Origin of the sequence: Sphingorhabdus sp., from assembly GCF_041737645.1 — a bacterium.
GTDB lineage: Bacteria > Pseudomonadota > Alphaproteobacteria > Sphingomonadales > Sphingomonadaceae > Sphingorhabdus_B.
This window is the reverse complement of record NZ_JBGSRI010000036.1, coordinates 26134-40510: the sequence shown is the minus strand read 5'-3', so window position 1 is coordinate 40510 and position 14377 is coordinate 26134. Positions and strand designations below refer to the sequence as shown.

Below are 14377 nucleotides of genomic sequence, written 5' to 3'. Positions count from 1 at the left end.
TTTTTGCCATGCTGCGCTGCAATAGATTTAGCAAGAGGGGTGCCACTAGTTATTAGAATATACTGTGTCAACCATTATTATTGTAATATTGTTTCAATTTTATCTCTGTTCTCGATACATATAATGTCTTCAAACCTTACCCAACCCGCCGGTGACTGGTTTCTAAACCATGTATATTGCCGTTTGGCATATTGCCGCGTCGCTATTTTGCCCAATGCAATAGCGTCTTCACGGGTTAAACCGCCCGAAAGATAGGCCGATATTTCGCGGACACCGATGGCCCGCATAACAGGCGCATCCCCCGGAATCTGCCGCGCCAGCAAAGCCGAAACCTCCGGTATCGCGCCGGAATTCATCATGGCATCAAAGCGCTGGTCACACCTTTCATACAACCAGTCACGCGGTGGCAACAATAGGACGGGACGCAAGTCTACGGCCTCGCTTATGCCCCCGACTTTGTCCCGCCGCCAATCGGCGATGCTGCGACCCGTTGCCCTTACAACCTCCAGCGCGCGGGCGATCCTGCTGCTGTCGGTTGGTGATAGCATTGCGGCCATTTCCGGATCTTGCTCCTGCAATTGGGCATAAGCGTCGGCCACATCGAGTCCGCGGATCGCTGCACGCAACACCGGATCGATTTCCGGAATCGGCGCAATGCCGTCCAGCAAGGTTCGCAAATAAAGTCCAGTGCCCCCGACCAGCACCGGCAAAGCACCCGATTGATGGGCGCGTGCGATTTCCAGCTTGGCATCGGCTGCCCATGCCGCGGCGGAACAAGGCGTGCGCCCATCCCGATAGCCGAATAGACGATGGGGCGCACTGGACAGCTCTTGCGGTGAAGGTTGCGCGCTCAAGACTGGTAAATCGGAATATACTTGCGTGCTATCGGCGTTGATAATCACAATATTACGCGTTTTTGCCAGATGCAGCGCGAGTGCGGTCTTGCCGCTGGCGGTTGGACCCGCGATAAGCGCCAACTTCGGTTTAGTTTCAGGATTCGGTATGACCATCGCCACGTTGATAGCAGCAGATTTGACCGAAAGCGGAGTAATTTCCGAAGTCTGTGACCGTTTGGCGCAAGCAAGATGCACCCCGGCCGAGATCGAATGGATCGACACCGGCAAAGCGTTGGACATTGGCTTTACCGGTGATATTGCAACCGCACGTCTGGCGCTTTCCCCGCTTGAGGCGGATTTTGACATTATTTGTCAATCCAGCCTCCATCGCCGCAAGATGTTGCTCGTATCCGATATGGATAGCACGATGATTACAGTCGAATGTATCGACGAATTGGCTGACTATGCCGGTATAAAGGTCGAAATCGCCGCGATTACCGAACGCGCTATGGCAGGTGAGCTGGATTTTGCAGAGGCGTTGACAGCACGGGTCGCCTTGTTGGCGGGGCTTGATGAAAAAATCATTGCCCGCTGTTTAGAAGAACGGGTGCGCCCGATGCCGGGGGCCAAGACTCTGGTGCAAACCATGGCCAATTGGGGCGCGCACAGCGTGCTGGTGTCGGGCGGATTTACCAGTTTTACCGATGTGGTCGCACAAATTTTGGGCTTTGCTGAAGTTCATGCCAATGTTCTGGAAATCATGGACGGCAGGCTCACCGGCGCTTTAGTCGGTTCAATCGTCGATGCGGCGACCAAGCGCGCGGTTTTGGAATCCGCTGCGGCCAGACAGGGCATTTCGATGGATATGGCGGTTGCGGTGGGCGACGGTGCGAATGACCTGCCGATGATCGCTTCTGCTGTTGCAGGCGGAGGGATCGGGGCCGGATTTCACCCGCGACTGGTATTGGCAACGGCTTCCAACTTCGCGATCCGGCACAATGACCTGACCGCATTGCTCTATGCCCAAGGTGTCGGGCGGGGCAATTGGGCGGATTGTTAGATTAGACCGAGTTCGGGACCCTAAACGGTTTGAACGGGTTAGTGTTTCTGATAATAATAGCAAAATGGCCGACAGGTCCATTTCCGAAGACAGGAAAACAGCATGCGTCAATTTCTAACGATATGTATCCTTCCCCTTGTAGCGGGATGTTCGACAATGGCTTCAACCCAAAACAATGCGGTAATCGAAACCATATCGGCGGATTTAATGGGCGCTGATGGGGTATCGGTTGGCGTTGCTACGCTTACAAAACGCAACGATGGAATATTCCTCAATGTGAAGGCACAGGCATCGACGGCAGGAACATTCGGAATGCACCTGCACAGCGTGGGCAAATGTGAAGGACCGGATTTTGCGAGTGCCGGTGGGCATTGGAACCCTGAAGTAAAACAACATGGACGCGACAACCCGATGGGCGCGCATGGCGGCGATCTTCCCAATGCAGTTGCCGGTGTGGATAAAAAGGTAATATTGGAATTTCGGATGCCCGAAATCCTGTTAAAAGGCGATGGCGGTTTGCTCGATGCAGACGGCGCCGCGCTGATAATCCATGAAAAGCCGGATGATTATAAAACCGACCCAACAGGAAACAGCGGCAAACGCATGATATGCGGCGTGTTTAAGGGATAATGTTTTGGGTGCGAAGTTTCCGCATCTATTTTTAATCGATCAGAAATTTCGCGCAAAAGAACCACCTTGGGAAGGCGCTGTTGTGAAGATTTTTCGTCAAAAGAAAAAAGATGAATAAGGAAAAAGGGAACAGCAACGAAAGTCAAGAATTGAGCTTCTTCTTCCTTTTTCGCTTATTCCTTCTGACGAAAAAATTGGCGCCGCCGGTTAGGGACTGTCCCTAACGTGGGTTAAACAAAAAGCTTACGCCTTGTCCGCGAACAACAACGTCCCCGGCGCGACCTGTTGGAGTATGTGCCCGATGTCGCTTTGGGCGAAGGCGAAGCAGCCTTGGCTTCTGCCGATTTTCCCTTGTTCCTGAATAAGCGACTTGTTCACGTACCAGGCCGGATGAATGACAATCGCCCGAGCTTCTGCCTGGTCATTTTGCGGTTCAAGCCCCAGCAGTCGGCGGGATTCGCCATATTGGCCGAAATAGGTATCGCCGACCATATAGGCACCCGCTGAGGTTGCTTCCGATCCGTGGGTGTTGGAAAAGCTTTGAACCCATCCGCTATGCGAAGGGTCAGACCCTTTGCCGTGGGCGACTAGGAACGACGTGGCCTTCCCGCTTTTAAGATCTACAATATAAAAACGCGGCTCACGCGATGGCTTTGAAAAATCCGCAATCGCCAACCGATCGGTAACACGGATGCGGGACCGGTGTGTTTCCAAAGCGGACTTGGCCCGTGCGAGTAAGTGAGGCGAGGGACCATCACCTTGCGGGTTTCCTGTGCCGGAACGGAAAATGATCTCGCTCGCGAAACCGGGCACGGCAAAGGTCGCTGCACCGATGATGGCCGAATGGAAAAACTGTCTACGCCCGAGATTTGTCATTTCAGTAGAGATAGTGACTGGCAAGCGTTGCCGAAAGCCTTAAATCTGGCATTTGGCCGCAAATTGCGGACGGTTAGGCGTGATTATTTTGCCGCCATGCGAAAATCCGGTCGAAAGCGTCTCCAGATATTGCTACAATGGCATTATAAAGCGGGTCGCGAAACGCGTATCAATCTTCATTCGGGGCATTTCCATGCATTTCCTTGCGATCGTTCGCAATTTTTCAGCCAGCCTGACGCTGGTAATCGCTGCGCCATTGTTGGCACAGGCAGTAGGCGCCGGTAATGCGGTGCAACAACCGTCGTCGCCCCCTTTAGCGCCGCCATTGCAGCAGGAGGTGAATCCGCAGGTCACGCCGCCGCCTGTGGCTACGCCCCAACCGGTTGAAACCCCGCCTGTCGTAAAGCCCGTTCCAAAACCGGTTCGCAAGAAAGGACCTGTCGACGCGCTTAAACCGGGCCAATTTGTCTGGGAACCGCGCGACAGTTACGAAGGCCCGATGAAAATTGTGATTGTGCTGGATATCCAGCGGATTTATGTTTTCCAGAATGACCAGCTGTTGGGTTTCAGCACGATTTCATCCGGTAAAAAGGGTAAAGAGACGCCGACCGGCTATTTCAATATCCTGCAAAAGAATGTTGATCATAAATCAAATCTCTACAGCAATGCGCCGATGCCTTATATGCAGCGGCTGACTTGGGACGGAATAGCCATGCACGGTGGCCATTTGCCTGGTTATCCGGCGTCGCACGGCTGCATACGCTTGCCGCATCCCTTTGCCAAAGCACTGTTCGGTGCGACGCAGATGAAGCAGGAAGTGGTCGTGTTGCAAAACATTTTGACTCCCGTGAAACGGCCTGAACCGAAGGTCGAGCCTGTGGTTGCGCCTGTGGTTGAGCCGGCGGTCCCTGTCAATCAGCCCGGAACTATTCCGCCAGCGGTGGCACCAGTTACCTGATCGGCAAAATCCCAATTGACGTTTACGCTAACGTAAAGTAGTGACGTTAGTGCAACGAAGAGGGATAACGTCGCTATGGATCATATGTCACAAAATGAAAGGCATGCCGATGCCACAATCGACACGCCCGATGTATTCAATCGCGATTCCTTTACAATATCGGATTTGTCGACCGAGTTCGACGTAACCGCCCGCGCATTGCGCTTTTACGAAGATCAGGGGCTGATTTCGCCGGAACGGCTTGGTCTGGCGCGGATCTATTCGAAGCGGGACCGGGCGAGGTTGGCGTGGATATTGAGGGCGAAGCGCGTCGGGTTCAGCCTTGCGGAAATTCGCGAGATGATCGACCTGTATGACTTGAATGATGGCCGCAATATCCAGCGCCGGGTAACTATCGAAAAATGCCGGGATCGTATCAATTTATTAAAGGCGCAGCGTGATGATATCGAAAGCGCGATCAACGAATTGACCGACTTTGTCGCTATGGTCGAACGGGTTGAAGAATCCGAAAAATCGACCGCGGCCTGAAACCTTTTATCTTTACCTGTCGAAGGACATATCATGCCACATTATCAAGCTCCTGTTCGTGACACCCAATTTGTAATCAATGAAGTTTTGGGTATCGAACGTTTTGCGAACCTTCCCGGTTTTGAAAATGCCAGCGCCGACATGATCGAGGCGATTTTGGGTGAGGGCGCGAAATTCGTCGAGGGCGTGTTGTTCCAGCTTAATCAGGTGGGTGATTTGCAAGGGTGCACCCGGCATGAAGATGGCAGCGTCACGACACCTGAAGGTTTTAAGGAAGCCTATAAGCAATATTGCGATGCCGGTTGGGGCACCTTGTCCGCACCGTCAGAATTTGGCGGTCAGGCTATGCCGCACATCGTTTCGATGGCATTCGAAGAATATATGGCCAGTTCAAACATGGCATTTGCCATGTACCCCGGCCTGACCCACGGCGCCGTTTCCGCGATCTTGGTGAAGGGCAGTGAAGAACAAAAGGCCAAATATGCCCCGAACATGATTTCGGGCAAATGGGGTGGAACCATGAACCTGACGGAGCCGCATTGTGGAACCGATCTGGGCCTTATCCGCACCAAAGCGGTTCCCAATGGGGACGGGTCGCATAGCATTACCGGCATGAAAATCTTCATTTCATCCGGCGAGCATGATTTGACCGAGAATATCATTCATCTGGTTCTGGCAAAGACGCCCGATGCGCCAGACAATGTGAAGGGCATTTCGCTATTCATCGTTCCCAAATTTCTGGTCAATGATGACGGGTCGCTGGGCGCACGCAACGCGCTTTCCTGTGGTTCGATCGAACATAAAATGGGCATTCACGGCAATTCGACCTGTGTAATGAACTATGATGGTGCGACCGGTTATCTGGTGGGCGAAGAAAATAAGGGCCTCGCGGCCATGTTTATCATGATGAATATCGCGCGTCTTGGCGTGGGACAGCAGGGACTTGGTATTGCCGAAGTGGCCTATCAAAATGCGGTGCATTATGCACAGGACCGGCGTCAGGGACGGGCGCTCACCGGTCCTCAGGATCTTGACCAGAAAGCCGATACCTTGTTCGTGCACCCCGATGTCCGCCGGATGTTGATGGATGCGAAGGCCTTTACCGAAGCGATGCGCGCTTTGTGTCTGTGGGGCGCGTTGCAGGCCGATCTGCTGCACCAAGCACAGACCGAGGATGAACGGCAAATGGCTGATGACCTGTTGTCACTGCTGACGCCGGTTATCAAAGGATATGGCACCGACAAAGGTTATGAAGTGGCCACCAACGCGCAGCAGGTGTTTGGCGGACACGGCTATATTGGCGAATGGGGTATGGAACAATATGTTCGCGATGCCCGGATCGCGATGATCTATGAAGGTACCAACGGGGTCCAGGCAATGGACCTGGTCGGCCGCAAGCTGGCGCAAAACGGCGGCCGTGCGGTTCAGGCTTTTTTCAAGGTTGTCGACGATGAATGCGCTTCGGCAAAATCTGGCGCGCTTGCCGATTTTGCCGGTCGCCTTGAAAAGGCGAATGGAGAGTTGAAGGCGGCGACCATGTGGTTCATGCAAAATGGAATGGCGAACCCGGACAATGTCGGCGCGGGCGCACATCATTATATGCACATCATGGGGAATGTCGCACTCGGGCTGCAATGGCTGCGTATGGCCGAGGCGGCACAGCGGTCGCTCGATGCAGGGACCGGAAACGCGGCTTTTTATGAAACCAAGCTGGTCACCGCGCGTTATTTTGCCGAGCGATTCTTGCCTGATTGCGGCGCGTTGCGTCGCAAGATTGAGGCGGGGAGCGAGGCGATAATGGCGCTGTCACCGGATATGTTCGCGGTAGCCTGACGGTCAACAGCGCCCCATTTGCGATAGGGAGAGGCGGGTTTTCGAACAGCCTCTTTCCTGGCTCCTACCAGCGCATGGTGCTGGTGCGAGCACTATATTTGGCCGACTATCGGCGTTGACAGGGGGTTGGCTTTTAAGGAGCAACCAATGTCTCAAAAACAAAAATGGGTCGCCAGCGCCGTCGTTTCGGCACTTGCAGCTTTTAGTTTACACAGCGCGGCTGTCGCGCAAATGGCACCTGCGCCCGAAGGGGCGGTGCCGCCTCCGACGATAGATTCGAACGAAGATGGGAAATTGGACGCTTGGGACCGCGATGGAAATGGCGTTCCGGATGCGTGGGACGTGAATGGCGACGGCAAGCCCGATCGGTTTGACGACAATGGGGATGGCAAACCCGACGACCAAATGGAAAAGAAATCCAAAGCTGAATAAGGGCGCCTTCGGGTCGCAAGGGGCGCTTTTCAGGCGGGGCCGGAGCAATCAATATGCTCCGGCCCGTTTGGTTTATTCCACCGGCAGGAAATCCGGCACCGACAGATAGCGTTCGCCAGTGTCATAGTTGAAACCCAAAATCCGGCTTCCCGAAGGCAGATCGGGCAATTTTTGCGCGATGGCGGCCAATGTTGCGCCTGATGAAATGCCAACCAGCATACCTTCTTCGCGCGCTGCACGGCGGGCTGCTTCTTTTGCGCTTTCCGGGTCGACCTGAATGACACCATCGAGCAATGCTGTATGCAAATTGGCGGGAATAAAGCCTGCGCCTATGCCTTGAATGGCATGCGGCCCCGGTTGGCCGCCGCTGATGACGGGGGACAATGTGGGTTCGACCGCAAAAACCTTGATTGAAGGCCATGCCTTTTTCAACACTTCGGCGCAGCCCGTTATATGTCCGCCGGTGCCAACGCCGGTGATCATGGCGTCGATGGGTGCGTCGGCGAAATCGGCCAATATTTCCTGCGCGGTGGTGTGGACGTGCACATCGATATTGGCGGGGTTTTCAAATTGTTGCGGCATCCATGAATTGGGTGTTCCCGCAACCAGCTCCATCGCGCGTTCGATTGCGCCCTTCATTCCCTTTTCCCGGGGAGTAAGATCAAATGTCGCACCATAAGCTAGCATCAGGCGGCGGCGTTCGAGCGACATGGATTCCGGCATGACAAGGATCAGTCGATATCCCTTGACCGCAGCAACCATCGCCAGCCCGACGCCGGTATTCCCCGATGTCGGCTCGATAATCGTGCCGCCGGGCTTCAGGCTGCCATCCTTTTCCGCCGCTTCGATCATCGCAAGGCCGATCCGGTCCTTGATCGATCCGCCCGGGTTCGATCGTTCCGATTTCACCCACACTTCGGCATCCGGAAACATCCGTCCAAGTCGGATGTGCGGGCTGTTACCAATGGTCTCGAGGATGGATTGGGCTTTCATGGACTTTTTCCTCTGTATTGCGGTTCGAATGTGCGGGCATTTTTCAGTTCAGGGAACAGCCATGCCCATAGGCCTGTTACCATTATGGCACCGACGCCGCCAAAAACAACCGCGACGACAGGGCCAAGCAATGCCGCCACCACCCCTGATTGCAGCTCTCCCAATTCATTGGAGGCCGAAATAGCTAGGCCGGACACCGAACTGACCCGCCCGCGCATATCGTCGGGCGTATTCAATTGAACGAGCGAGGAGCGCACATAGACCGATAGCATATCCGAAGCGCCGAGTATGACCAGCATAACCAATGCCACCGCCATGCCCGCGCCCATGTTCAGCCAGCCTATCCGGCCATCGTCAAAGACCCGCGTCCCGATTTCATGACTGAACCCAAAGCCGATGGTCGCTAGCCCGAATATGACAACCGACCACAGCATCTTACTACCAACATTATGACGCAAGGGTCGCAGGGTCAGGAGCAAAGCGACCAGCGAAGCCCCGACCGCCGGAGCGGCGCGCAATTGCCCAAGACCATCCGGCCCAACCTGCAAAATATCACGGGCATAAACCGGTAACAGAGCGGTTGCCCCGGCCAGAAGAACGGCGAACAAATCCAGCGTGATTGCGCCCAACAAAAACCGCTCGGTCAGAGTATATTTGATACCATCGATCATTTGTCTGACCGGATGCACCTTTCGGTGCATCGGCGGCGGAAAAACTGGTTTGACGAAGCTAAGGCTGATGGTTGCGAGGAGTAATAGGCCAGCTGACACCCAATAAGGTGACGCCGGACTGGCCGCAAACAACAACCCGCCGCCCGCCGGACCGAACACCGACCCGACTTGCCAGGCGATGGAACTTAACGCGATGGCGCGGGGCAGGGACGCAGTTGGAACGATATTGGGCGCAATCGCCGACATCGCCGGCCCGACAAATACCCGCGCCACGCCGTGCAACGCGGCAAAACCAAAGAGTAACGGCAAGGTCAACATGTCGTGCAAGGTGAACCAACCCAGCGCCAATGCGACCAGCATATCAATGCAATTTGCTACCCTTGCCACTGTCCGGCGTTCCCAACGGTCGGCGGCCCAGCCTGCAACCGGGGTCAGCAACGCCAACGGGATGAACTGGGATAATCCCAATAGTCCCAGTTGGAACGACGCTTCGCGGATCGACATTCCATAATCACTGCGCGCGATGTCATAAGCCTGATATCCTATGACCACGACCATGCCCATTGTCGCCAAGACAGCCATGAACCGGCTGAACCAAAAGTAGCGGTAATCGGGGATGGAAAGGGGATGGACTTCGGCTGCCGTCATCCTTTGACCTACTATGGACGAATGTGGGGATGTGCAATCGACTTGATTGTCTATCTTCAGGGTAATGATTACATCGCTAACGGAAATCCGGTGCTGTAATCAGGACACAAAAACCGACGTGTCCTGTGCCTTCGCTTCCAACTCCGGCGTCAGATCATATATGATCGCATGAACTTGTACTGTGCCCGTTATTCTGGAAATGCGGACGTCCTTCGGTACAAATAACTCCGGATTTTCAGGGTCACGAAATGTCCTGACAACGGGTTGCGAAAAATCTTCAGGATTCTCGCCAATGACGATGGCATACTTACCATCGGTTAACTGGACCACGGTTCCAATTGGCGAAATGCCAAGGCTTTCAATAAAGCTACGGAGCAGAGATTGGTCAAAATGACCTTTCAAGCTTAACATTTTAGATAAAGCAACCGCGCCAGACAGCGGTGCATTGTAACTGCGCTGTGACGTGATCGCGTCATAAACGTCGCAAATCGCGGCCATCCGTGCTGCCAGGCTTAAATCCTCCCCTTTTATTCTATTGGGGTAGCCTGTGCCGTCCATTTTTTCGTGATGGTGCAAACATACATCCAACGCGGTTTCGGTCCCGCATTTTGCCGAGGATAATATCGCATGGCCTTTTTCCGGATGGCTGCGGACAATGCGCCATTCTTCTTCATCCAACTTGGCCGGTTTGTTCAATATCAAATCAGGGATCGTCATTTTCCCAAGATCGTGGAGCATTCCGGCCATGCCCAGATCTTGCACGACTACCTCATCCAGCCCCAACTTGCGTCCCAGATTTATCATCAAGGCACATACCGAAACCGAATGCAGGAACGTGTATTCATCCTTAGTTTTCAGCCGTGCGATATTCAGGATGATTGATGGATCTTTGGTAACGCTATCCGAAATCTGCGCGACCAGATTTGTTATCTTGCGCGTCGAAATAGCTTTTCCCATTCGCGCATTGCCGAAAAGGGTCATTAACTCGGTCTTTGACCGGTACAACATTTTTGAAGCGCGCAGCATTTCCGTTTTCCGCGCCGCACCGACCAAAGGTATCGGTGTGCTATCGGGGCCATTTGGCACCGGCCTTTTTGGCGCAGGCTTGGATTTGGCGGGGTTCGCTTCGAACTGGATCAAATCTGATGTTGCAGGAAGGCTGGCGACATCGGGAACCGGATCATGCTTTGGCTGAGGAGCCAGACCTTTGCTATCGTCAATGACAATCACACGGGTTCCCAACGCCAAAAGCGTCGTCAAATCCGCTTTATTATTTATCAGGAACCTCCGCCGCCAAAAAGGATGGTTATACCAGGAAAGGTCAAGTGAATGGACATACATTCCGACCCGAAGTTGCTCGGCAGTAATTTCAATTAGCATGGCGATCCACGTCCGAACGGCCCTCCTGACGAAGTAACCAAGATTCGAGTTCACTATATTTATACGCGTTGAACAGCTTCAGTCCGGCCGCATTGGCGTTGCACCATATGACGACAGCACGGTGGCGGGACAATCCTTCCGCTTCGATCATCACGGTCGTTCCGGTGGGAATGTTAAACAGGTCGATAACCCGTAATCCTGATGCCGAAATATCGATAATCTGGCAAATCTGGTTGCCATCTGCGGTTTCAATCGTTGCAGGGGCAAAGCAACAAAAGCGCGGCGGCCTTGGCTTGATACGCATGATACTGGCCTCGGTTCGTTTCCAGATTTCATTGAGATCAATTGCGTTTTGAAATTCCACACCCGCCTGTGATTGTCGAACCCAGCGGACAACGCCGCGTAGTTTCAGGTTCGAACGAAACTCTATTTCGATGGGCTGTCCAACCTGAAGTTCGATCAGTGACTCGATATTCGCGCCTTTGACGGAAATATTCAGGATACGGCATGGCTGTTGTCTGCCGCCAGCCTCCAGCTTCGCGGTCAGCATCACCGAAACCTGGCGTTCACCCGAACGCCGTTCACTCGCCGGCTGGGCCTCGTCCGATATTGGGGTTGAAACAGCGTTCAACGAAGGGTTCAGTTCCATGAAATGGTCCATTTCTCAGGCGCTTCAACATTCGCCACCGATATTTTATGATTTTACGGCTGTTTGGTGCGGATATTTAGGGTCAGGACCTGCTATTAAATATTCCTTTGCACCGGCGTTGTTCTGTGAGAGCGTGAACGACATGGTATCGCCAGACGCTGAACTCATGGAAGCTAGCCTGATTGCAGGTGCGGAAGCGGGGGTGGAATTGCGATTTGCCCTTTTCGACAAATTTTTCACTGCATGGCCGCAAAGGCCCGCTGATTTTCTGAACCTTGATGCTGCGTCCCGGCGGATGACCGATGAAACTCTGGAAATGATGATGGGATTGGCCAAGGACGAGGAGCAATGGGTGTGGCCACTGGTTGCCGAACTGGCCTTCACGCACCGTAATTATGGGCAATTGCCGTGGGTTGAATATGAAAGCTGGATCGCGTTAACCATCGAAACTGTTGCAGAAGCCGCAGGAGCAAGCTGGAATAGCGAAACCGAAGCGGCATGGGTTCGTCAAGGGGAACGGTTGAAGGCGTTCATCACAGAAGCGCGCACCGGGTGGGATGAAGTCATGCCGGGCCATGTCGCAGGCCGCCTGTCACCCCATTGATACGAAACTGTCCATCACCCGTTTGCGCCCGGCAGTTTCAAAATCGATTTCCAGCTTGTTGCCTTCAATTTCCGCGATGCTGCCATAACCGAATTTTTCGTGGAATACGCGCATCCCGACTGACAGGTCACTGCGCCCCTTATTGCCCAAACTCACAGCGCTCTTTGTATTTTCGGCGATGCGCTGTGGGCGCGGGTTAAAGCCCCCGCTGGTTGCGGCACGTTGCCAACCGGGACCGCGTGCATTGCTGCGACCCTGATTGGCGGCGGCGAGATGGGCGAAGGGGTCGGATTGTTCGGACCAATTGGCACGCCACAGCGAAGCGCCGCCCGTCATGGTCTGTTCGGCCTCGATATGGTCGAGCGGTAATTCTTCGATGAACCGGCTGGGGATGCTCGATGTCCATTGGCCATAGATGCGGCGGTTTGCGGCGTGGATGATGGTGCATTTGCGCCGCGCACGGGTAATCGCAACATAGGCAAGGCGGCGCTCTTCCTCCAAGGAGGCAAGGCCACCTTCGTCCAAGGCACGCTGCGACGGGAATATACCATCTTCCCAACCAACAAGAATAATATTATTATATTCCAATCCCTTGGCGGCGTGTATTGTCATTATGGTGACACTTGCGCCTGTGTCACCCCGGTCATTGTCCATGACCAGACTGACATGCTCCAGAAATTCGCCCAATGTCTCATATTCTTCCATCGCGCGCGCAAGTTCGTTCAGGTTTTCAAGCCGTCCGGATGCCTCCACGCTACGTTCTGCCTGTAGAACGGCGGTATATCCGCTCTCGTCCAGGATCAGGCGGGTCAAGTCCGCTGGAGTCATGCGCGATGCTTCATCCCGCCAACGGGCTATATCGACGACAAGGTCGGCCAGCGATTTGCGCGCCTTGCCGGAAAGCTCGTCCGTACCGACCAGCCGGGCGGCGGCAACGCTGAGGGGTGCTTGGTCGGCGCGGGCGATGATATGGATTTTTTCCACAGCCTTATCCCCAATGCCGCGCTTGGGGACATTGACGATACGTTCAAAGGCAAGGTCATCGGCGGGTTGGTTGACGATCCGCAAATAGGCAATGGCATCGCGGATTTCGGCGCGTTCGTAAAAGCGGAAACCGCCGACAATGCGGTAATTCAGGCCGATCTGTATGAAGCGGTCTTCAAATTCGCGGGTCTGGTGTTGGGCGCGCACGAGTATGGCGATGCTGTCGAGGCTTTCGCTCTTATATTGCAGGCTTTCAATTTCCTCACCCACACGGCGGGCTTCTTCGGGGCCGTCCCACACGCCGATGATCCGGACCTTTTCGCCTTCGTCCAGTTCGGTCCACAAGGTTTTCCCCAGACGCGCGCTGTTGGCGTCGATCAGGCCGCTGGCGGCGGCAAGGATGTGGGGTGTGCTGCGGTAATTTTGTTCGAGCTTGATTATCTTTGCGCCTGGAAAATCCTTTTCAAAGCGCAGAATATTGGCCACTTCTGCCCCGCGCCAGGAATAGATGCTCTGGTCGTCATCGCCAACACAGCAGATATTCTTACGCTTTTGCGCCAGCAGACGCAGCCAGAGATATTGGACGGCGTTAGTGTCTTGATATTCGTCCACCAAAATATATTTGAACTGCGTCTGATATTTTTCGAGGATATCGCGGTGGTTCTTGAGCAGATTCAAGCCGTGCAGTAACAAATCGCCAAAGTCGCACGCATTTAGCGCCAGAAGCCGCGCCTGATAAAGCGCATACATCCGCTGACCCTTGCCGTTGGCGTAGGCTTCATTATCGGCGGCATCGAGGTCTGACGGCGATTTTCCGGCATTTTTCCATTTGTCGAGCAACACGGCGAGGCCACGGGCGGGGAAGCGTTTTTCGTCAAGGTCTTCGGACTGGATCAGCTGTTTCAGCAGGCGGATCTGGTCGTCGGTGTCGATGATGGTGAAATTGCTCTGCAAGCCGATGACTTCGGCATGGCGGCGGAGCAGCTTGGCGCCAATGCTATGGAAAGTTCCTAGCCACGGCATGCCTTCGACCGCTTCGCCCACCATCGCGCCAATCCGTTCACGCATTTCGCGCGCGGCCTTGTTGGTGAAGGTGACGGCCAATATCTCCGATGGCCACGCCAGCCGTGCATAGAGTATCTGTGCCATGCGTGCCGTTAAGGCAGCGGTTTTCCCTGTGCCGGCACCGGCAAGCAGGAGGACCGGCCCTTCCGTCGTCAACACGGCCTCGCGTTGTGGGGGGTTCAGACCGCTCAACCATGGCGGGTTGTTTTGTAAGCTTGTTTCGGGCATCA

14 protein-coding genes are annotated in these 14377 nt (G+C 54.4%); 7 read left to right on the top strand and 7 right to left on the bottom strand.

The window, feature by feature from the left end; genetic code table 11:
* Positions 1 to 77: 77 nt before the first annotated feature.
* The gene (gene miaA, locus ACEW72_RS05445) at positions 78 to 1010 is read right to left on the bottom strand and encodes a tRNA (adenosine(37)-N6)-dimethylallyltransferase MiaA (protein ID WP_373475365.1); all 933 of its coding nucleotides are present in this window, start codon (positions 1008 to 1010) and stop codon (positions 78 to 80) included.
* Here miaA and serB point away from each other — a divergent pair.
* Positions 1003 to 1896, top strand: a complete 894-nt coding sequence (serB, locus tag ACEW72_RS05440; RefSeq protein WP_373475364.1) for a phosphoserine phosphatase SerB — start codon at positions 1003 to 1005, stop codon at positions 1894 to 1896. The two genes, miaA and serB, sit on opposite strands and share 8 nt — an antisense overlap.
* A 156-nt stretch (positions 1897 to 2052) precedes the next feature.
* Positions 2053 to 2526 carry a superoxide dismutase family protein gene (locus ACEW72_RS05435; protein ID WP_373475363.1) on the top strand — a complete coding sequence of 158 codons (474 nt, stop codon included), beginning with the start codon at positions 2053 to 2055 and terminating at the stop codon, positions 2524 to 2526.
* A gap of 243 nt (positions 2527 to 2769) precedes the next feature.
* On the opposite strand, the gene ACEW72_RS05430 is transcribed toward ACEW72_RS05435, so the two are convergent.
* Positions 2770 to 3402 (bottom strand): murein L,D-transpeptidase catalytic domain family protein, encoded by a 633-nt coding sequence (locus ACEW72_RS05430; RefSeq protein ID WP_373475362.1) that lies wholly within the window; start codon positions 3400 to 3402, stop codon positions 2770 to 2772.
* Between the two features lie 52 nt (positions 3403 to 3454).
* Here ACEW72_RS05430 and ACEW72_RS05425 point away from each other — a divergent pair, with 52 nt between their 5' ends.
* The 4 genes from ACEW72_RS05425 to ACEW72_RS05410 all read left to right on the top strand — a co-directional run bounded on the left by ACEW72_RS05425 (position 3455) and on the right by ACEW72_RS05410 (position 7153).
* Entirely contained in the window at positions 3455 to 4360 is a 906-nt protein-coding gene (locus ACEW72_RS05425) for a L,D-transpeptidase family protein (RefSeq protein WP_373475361.1), read from the top strand.
* Between the two features lie 84 nt (positions 4361 to 4444).
* The gene (locus ACEW72_RS05420; RefSeq protein ID WP_373475360.1) at positions 4445 to 4888 is read left to right on the top strand and encodes a MerR family DNA-binding transcriptional regulator; all 444 of its coding nucleotides are present in this window, start codon (positions 4445 to 4447) and stop codon (positions 4886 to 4888) included.
* Positions 4889 to 4921: 33 nt separating this feature from the next.
* The gene (locus ACEW72_RS05415) at positions 4922 to 6721 is read left to right on the top strand and encodes an acyl-CoA dehydrogenase C-terminal domain-containing protein (protein WP_373475359.1); all 1800 of its coding nucleotides are present in this window, start codon (positions 4922 to 4924) and stop codon (positions 6719 to 6721) included.
* Positions 6722 to 6868: 147 nt separating this feature from the next.
* Positions 6869 to 7153: a hypothetical protein gene (locus tag ACEW72_RS05410; RefSeq protein ID WP_373475358.1), complete on the top strand. Its 285-nt coding sequence runs from the start codon at positions 6869 to 6871 to the stop codon at positions 7151 to 7153.
* A 72-nt stretch (positions 7154 to 7225) separates the two neighbouring features.
* Here ACEW72_RS05410 and cysK read toward each other — a convergent pair whose 3' ends face one another.
* The 4 genes from cysK to ACEW72_RS05390 form a co-directional block, all read right to left on the bottom strand.
* On the bottom strand, positions 7226 to 8146 hold the full coding sequence (gene cysK, locus ACEW72_RS05405) for a cysteine synthase A (protein WP_373475357.1): 921 nt from the start codon (positions 8144 to 8146) through the stop codon (positions 7226 to 7228).
* Positions 8143 to 9465: an MFS transporter gene (locus tag ACEW72_RS05400; RefSeq protein WP_373475356.1), complete on the bottom strand. Its 1323-nt coding sequence runs from the start codon at positions 9463 to 9465 to the stop codon at positions 8143 to 8145. Before ACEW72_RS05400 ends, cysK begins: the two co-directional genes overlap by 4 nt.
* 99 nt (positions 9466 to 9564) lie before the next feature.
* Positions 9565 to 10806 (bottom strand): HD-GYP domain-containing protein, encoded by a 1242-nt coding sequence (locus ACEW72_RS05395; RefSeq protein WP_373475395.1) that lies wholly within the window; start codon positions 10804 to 10806, stop codon positions 9565 to 9567.
* Between the two features lie 28 nt (positions 10807 to 10834).
* Positions 10835 to 11494 (bottom strand): PilZ domain-containing protein, encoded by a 660-nt coding sequence (locus tag ACEW72_RS05390; protein WP_373475355.1) that lies wholly within the window; start codon positions 11492 to 11494, stop codon positions 10835 to 10837.
* Positions 11495 to 11636: 142 nt separating this feature from the next.
* On the opposite strand from ACEW72_RS05390, the gene ACEW72_RS05385 reads away from it, so the two are divergent.
* Positions 11637 to 12098, top strand: coding sequence for a hypothetical protein (locus tag ACEW72_RS05385; protein WP_373475354.1), 462 nt, complete (start codon positions 11637 to 11639; stop codon positions 12096 to 12098).
* Here the strand turns inward: ACEW72_RS05385 and ACEW72_RS05380 are convergent.
* Positions 12087 to 14375 carry an ATP-dependent helicase gene (locus ACEW72_RS05380; RefSeq protein ID WP_373475353.1) on the bottom strand — a complete coding sequence of 763 codons (2289 nt, stop codon included), beginning with the start codon at positions 14373 to 14375 and terminating at the stop codon, positions 12087 to 12089. The genes ACEW72_RS05385 and ACEW72_RS05380 overlap by 12 nt on opposite strands.
* Positions 14376 to 14377 lie beyond the last annotated feature (2 nt).

Bases quoted from the DNA above. Each gene is read 5' to 3' on its own strand.
- ACEW72_RS05415 (WP_373475359.1), top strand. From the start codon at position 4,922: ATGCCACATTATCAAGCTCCTGTTCGTGACACCCAATTTGTAATCAAT.
- ACEW72_RS05385 (WP_373475354.1), top strand. From the start codon at position 11,637: ATGGTATCGCCAGACGCTGAACTCATGGAAGCTAGCCTGATTGCAGGT.
- ACEW72_RS05410 (WP_373475358.1), top strand. From the start codon at position 6,869: ATGTCTCAAAAACAAAAATGGGTCGCCAGCGCCGTCGTTTCGGCACTT.
- ACEW72_RS05390 (WP_373475355.1), bottom strand. From the start codon at position 11,494: ATGGAACTGAACCCTTCGTTGAACGCTGTTTCAACCCCAATATCGGAC.
- ACEW72_RS05380 (WP_373475353.1), bottom strand. From the start codon at position 14,375: ATGCCCGAAACAAGCTTACAAAACAACCCGCCATGGTTGAGCGGTCTG.
- ACEW72_RS05435 (WP_373475363.1), top strand. From the start codon at position 2,053: ATGGCTTCAACCCAAAACAATGCGGTAATCGAAACCATATCGGCGGAT.
- ACEW72_RS05420 (WP_373475360.1), top strand. From the start codon at position 4,445: ATGTCACAAAATGAAAGGCATGCCGATGCCACAATCGACACGCCCGAT.
- ACEW72_RS05400 (WP_373475356.1), bottom strand. From the start codon at position 9,465: ATGACGGCAGCCGAAGTCCATCCCCTTTCCATCCCCGATTACCGCTAC.
- serB (WP_373475364.1), top strand. From the start codon at position 1,003: ATGACCATCGCCACGTTGATAGCAGCAGATTTGACCGAAAGCGGAGTA.
- miaA (WP_373475365.1), bottom strand. From the start codon at position 1,010: ATGGTCATACCGAATCCTGAAACTAAACCGAAGTTGGCGCTTATCGCG.
- ACEW72_RS05430 (WP_373475362.1), bottom strand. From the start codon at position 3,402: ATGACAAATCTCGGGCGTAGACAGTTTTTCCATTCGGCCATCATCGGT.
- ACEW72_RS05395 (WP_373475395.1), bottom strand. From the start codon at position 10,806: ATGTATGTCCATTCACTTGACCTTTCCTGGTATAACCATCCTTTTTGG.
- cysK (WP_373475357.1), bottom strand. From the start codon at position 8,146: ATGAAAGCCCAATCCATCCTCGAGACCATTGGTAACAGCCCGCACATC.